This window comes from Streptomyces sp. 13-12-16 (genome assembly GCF_002114215.1).
In the GTDB taxonomy this organism is placed as follows: Bacteria; Actinomycetota; Actinomycetes; order Streptomycetales; family Streptomycetaceae; genus Streptomyces.
Genome location: NZ_NCTE01000456.1, coordinates 1 through 4,671, shown reverse-complemented (window position 1 = coordinate 4,671; position 4,671 = coordinate 1). Strand labels below are relative to the sequence as shown.

Here is a 4,671-nt window from a genome sequence, read left to right as displayed (position 1 = left end):
CTCCGGCCGCGCGGGCGCGCCCCGCCGCGACGGCGCCGCGGCCGGCCGACGACACGACGACCGCCCCCGGAGCGGAGCGCTACAGCACTCCGCCCGCCTCGTCCTGGAAGAGCTCCGTCCAGTAGTGCCAGTCCGTGTCGGTGGTGGTGCCCGTCGGGTCGATGGAGGACAGGACCTGGATCATCGTCAGCGCCAGCTGGTCGTAGGTGTCGCTGGTCAGCGCGTGGCCCGACGCCTCGTCGATGGCGTGCTCGCGGTGGAGCAGCCAGAGGGTGAAGGCGAGGGTGGAGACGTCCGTGTTCAGCGGGTGGAGGACGCCTTCCGGTTCGCTCCAGTTGAGCACCGCGCCCGTGGCGCCGTCGACGACCAGGCTGTTGTCCTCGACCAGGTACCCCAGGCGTATCAGGTGTTCGGCGCGGGCGGGGAGGCGGGCGTCGGGGAGCTCGCGTTCGTCGGTGTAGTACTCCGCGAGCGTGCGCAGCGGCAGGTCGGTGTCCAGCTGGAAGAGGAAGCCGTCCTCCGGCAGGCCCGTCTCGCGCAGGAAGCGGCGGGTCGGCTCGTGGTCGAGCGTCGCGGGGAAGTCGACCTCCTCGAAGCGGACCACTCCGCCCCGGCCGAACTCGTCGTCCAGCAGGCGGAGGGGGAGGTCCAGGGCGAGGCCCGAAGCCGTGCCGGGGCCCGCCACCAGGGCCAGCGGCCTGATCAGCGCGGCCATCCTCCAGAACGGGGCCGGCTCGCCGTCCGTGCCCTCCTCGAAGACCGCCAGGAGCTGCCGAGAGGCCTCCGCGACCGCCTTGGTGCCGTACCGGCCCGCGTGGGCGGCGAACTGGCCGCGCAGTCCCGCCAGTTCGTCCGTCGCCGCCGCGAACCGCACCAGTGTCGGCAGGGACGGGGCGAGCGGGCGGCGGTCCATCAGGTCGGGACGGTCGTGGAAGAAGAACGTCGTGGACACCTCGCCGGTCGCCCCGTCGAGCAGCACCGACTCCGTCTCCAGACCGGCCGGGCCCAGCAGTCCGCCGATGACCAGCTGGTCCCGCAGCTCCGCGGAGAGCCGGTCGCCGGGGCCGCCCGTCGAGTCGCCCACCGTGCGCGGGCCGCCGGGCCGCGCCAGCTCCGCGAAGCCGAACAGGCCGCTGTCGCAGGGCAGTCCGGGACCGGTCAGCCAGTCGCGCGTGGACGCGTGCGTGATGAAGGGATCGAGGTCGGCGTCGGTCAGTGTGACCGCCGTCGCGACAACGGTGTCGGTCGTGCTCATGATTCCCCCGCGATACGTGTGCTCGGTCCCGGGCCCGCGAACGTACCGCCCCGGGCAGGACGGCCCCGACCCTTCCGGACCCGTCAGCCGTCCCCCACTGCTCGGAACACTACGCGGCACCACTGACAACGCCCCGGACCGAGGGCGGCGAACGCAACGCCCTCATCACACGAGACGCCTGAGCATCCGTTTGCGTTGCCTCCCCCGCGGGAATCATCCGGAACCGAGCTCAGCCCCCGGTCGTCACCACCGCGGCCTGCGGCCGGATCGGCAGCCGGTTCACCGGGCGGCCCGTGGCGGCCCGTACGGCGGACGCGATCGCCGCCGGCGAGGTCACCACCGGCACCGCGCTGACCGCCTTCGCGCCGAACGGCGCGACCACGTCCCGCTCCTCGACCAGCTTCACGATGTGGATGTCCGGCGCGTCCAGCGCCGTCGGGAGGGCGTACCCGGTCAGGTCGGGGTGGCGGACCAGCCCGCGCGGCGTGCGCAGGTTCTCGGTGAGCGCGGCGCCCAGCCCCTGGGTCACGCCCGCCTCGATCCGGGCGGCCAGCTGCGCCGGGTTCAGCACCCGGCCCACGTCCTGGGCGACCGCCAGCTCCACGACCCGTACCGAGCCGAGTTCGATGTCGACGTCGACCACCGCGCGGATCGCGCAGAAGGCCATGCCGACGAAGGCGTCGCCCTGGCCGGAGGCGTCCAGCGGCTCCGTCGGGTGCGGACGGCACTGGGCGGTGGCCCACAGCTCCTTGCCGTCCATCGCCTCGGTGACGGTCGTGGAGAGCACGCCGTCGTACGAGGTGATCTTGCCGTCGGTGATCTGGAGCAGCTCGGTGGACATGCCGAACTTGTGCGCGAGGGGCTGGAGGAGCTGGGTGCGGACCATCTTCGCCGCGCGCTCCACCGCGCCGCCCGACACCCACGTGTGCCGGCCCCGGCAGCCGGGGCCGGCCGGGGGCTGGTCGGTGTCGACGGGCACCACGTGCACCTCGTCGATGCCGAGGGTCTCCTGGACGATCTGCCGGGCCAGCGTCGAGAAGCCCTGGCCGCTCTCCACGGCCGCGCACAGCACCGTCGCCACGCCGCCCTGGACCCGCACGGTGGCCGTGGAGACCTCGTCCGCGCCCTCCGCGCCGAGCATGTGCACCATGCCGAGGCCGTAGCCCACGCCCCGGCGCACCGCACCCGGCTCGCCCGCGCCCTCGGGGCCGCCGGGCAGCAGCCACTCGTCCTCGGGGGTGTCCTTGGGCAGCGGCGGCAGCGGGAAGTCCCGTACCGCCTCCAGGAGCTCCTCGACCGGGGCCGGGCAGGTCACCGTCTGGCCGGTGGGCAGCACGTCGCCGGTGGCCATCACGTTGCGCAGCCGCAGCTCCGCCGGGTCGACGCCGAGCTTCTTGGCCAGCTTGTCCATCTGCGCCTCGTAGGCGGCGCACACCTGCATCGCGCCCTCGCCGCGCACATGGCCGGAGGGCGGGTTGTTGGTGCGCACGGCCCAGCCCTCGATGAAGGCGTTGGGCACGACGTACGGGCCGCAGGCGAAGGCAACCGCGGCGGCCAGGGCCTCGGAGGAGGTGTCGGCGTAGGCGCCCGCGTCGAGCAGGATCTGCGCCTCGACCTTCACCAGTCTGCCCTCGGCGTCGGCGTGGTGGCGGTAGCGCAGCAGCGTGGGGTGGCGGTGGGTGTGACCGAGGAAGGACTCCTCGCGCGTGGCGGCGAGTTTCACCGGGAAACCGGTCTTCAGCGCCAGCAGGCCGAGCGGGAGCTGGAAACTGCGGTCCTCGCGGTCGGCGGTGGCGCCGGGCACCCCGGTGACGACGACCTTCACCCGATCGGGTGCCAGGCCGAACGCGGCGGCGGCGGTGTCCCGGTCGCCGTGCGGGTCGGTGGAGGCCAGGTACAGCTCGACGCCGCCGTCCGGGCGGGGCACGGCGAGACCGGCCTCGGCGCCGATGGGGGCGGGGTCCTGGCGGCCGATGCGGTACAGGCCCTCGACGACGACGTCGCCGGCCGCGTCGGGGTCGCCGTGGCGCAGCGGGATGTGCCGGATCAGGTTGCCGTCGGGGTGCAGCGGTTCGGCCTCGAACGCCTGCTCGGGGTCGGTCACCGGGTCGAGCACCTCGTACTCGACGATGACGGCGGCGGCGGCCATCCGCGCGGTGTCCGGGTGGTCGGCGGCGACGGCGGCGATGGGCTCGCCGTGGTGGCGTACGACCTCGGAGGCGAAGACCGGGCGGTCGGCCGGGCCGCGGCCGTGCAGCGGGTCGCCGGGGACGTCCTCGTGCGTGACCACCGCGCGGACGCCGGGCATCTCACGCGCGTGGCTGGTGTCGATGGACACGATGCGCGCGTGCGGGTGCGGTGAGCGCAGCACGGCCGCCCACAGCAGGCCCTCGGCCCACAGGTCGGCGGCGTACGGGAAGGTGCCCTCGGTCTTGGCGCGGGCGTCGGCGGCCGGGAGGGAGACGCCGAGCCCGTGCGGGAGCGGTTCCGGCTCGGGGGCGGCCTCCGCGGCCTGCACGGCCTGCGCGGTGGCTGCTTCGTTGGTCACGCCTGGCCTCCGTCCTCGCCGTACGGCTGGTCCTGGGGCTGCTCATCGGGTCCGGGGGTGCCGAACGCGGCGGGGTTGACGCCGCCGGCGCCGGGGCCCGCCTGGTGCGGGATGCGGGGCGGTTCCGCCCCGTCGTCGGAGTCGTCCTCGTCGGACGCGGCGTGCGCCTCGCGTTCGGCGACGACCTCCTTGACGGCGTTCACCACGCCCCGGTAGCCGGAGCAGCGGCAGAGGTTGCCGCACAGGGCCTGGCGGGTCTCCAGCTCGGTGGGCGCCGGGTTGCCCTCCAGCAGGTCGTGCACGGTCATCGCCATGCCCGGCACGCAGAAGCCGCACTGCACGGCGCCGCACCGCGCGAGCGCCCGCTGCACGTCCGAGGGCCGGCCGTCCTGCGCCAGTCCCTCGACGGTACGGACCTCGCTGCCGGCCGCGGTGACGGCCGGGACCAGGCAGGACGCCACGAGCCGGCCGTCGACCTGCACGTTGCAGGCCCCGCACTCGCCCTGGGAGCAGCCGTCCTTGGCACCGGCGAGACCGAGCCGTTCGCGCAGCACGTAGAGCAGCGACTCGCCGATCCAGGCGTCGGTGACGGGCCGGTCGGTGCCGTTGACGCGGAGCACGTAGGAGGCGAGGGGATGGTCGTCGTGCGGTGCGACCGGCTCGCCCCGGTCGTCCGGAGCGTCCGGGGTGTCCGGGGCGCCGGGTGCCGTGCCGGTGTCCGGGGACTCGGCGCCGGCGGGTCCTGTCACCGGTTCCGCGTCCGGAGCGGGCTCGGCGGGGGCCGCGGAGGGCTCCGACGGGCCCTCGACGGCCTCGGGGGCCCCGTGGGCGTCCGCGGCGGCCTCGGAGCTCTCACCGGCCCCGGGAG

General features: G+C 74.9%; 3 protein-coding genes. All 3 read right to left on the bottom strand.

Going from position 1 to position 4,671, the window contains the following annotated elements:
• Positions 1–79: 79 nt before the first annotated feature.
• Positions 80–1,255 carry an SUKH-4 family immunity protein gene (locus tag B7767_RS18495; RefSeq protein WP_085573157.1) on the bottom strand — a complete coding sequence of 392 codons (1,176 nt, stop codon included), beginning with the start codon at positions 1,253–1,255 and terminating at the stop codon, positions 80–82.
• Positions 1,256–1,484: 229 nt separating this feature from the next.
• Entirely contained in the window at positions 1,485–3,803 is a 2,319-nt protein-coding gene (locus B7767_RS18490) for a xanthine dehydrogenase family protein molybdopterin-binding subunit (RefSeq protein WP_085573156.1), read from the bottom strand.
• On the bottom strand, positions 3,800–4,671 hold an 872-nt coding region (locus B7767_RS18485; RefSeq protein WP_107486168.1), incomplete at its 5' end, for a (2Fe-2S)-binding protein. The genes B7767_RS18485 and B7767_RS18490, both read right to left, overlap by 4 nt.

What these genes read in the sequence shown, in the direction of transcription:
- B7767_RS18495 (WP_085573157.1), bottom strand. Translation starts at nt 1,255, where the DNA reads ATGAGCACGACCGACACCGTTGTCGCGACGGCGGTCACACTGACCGAC.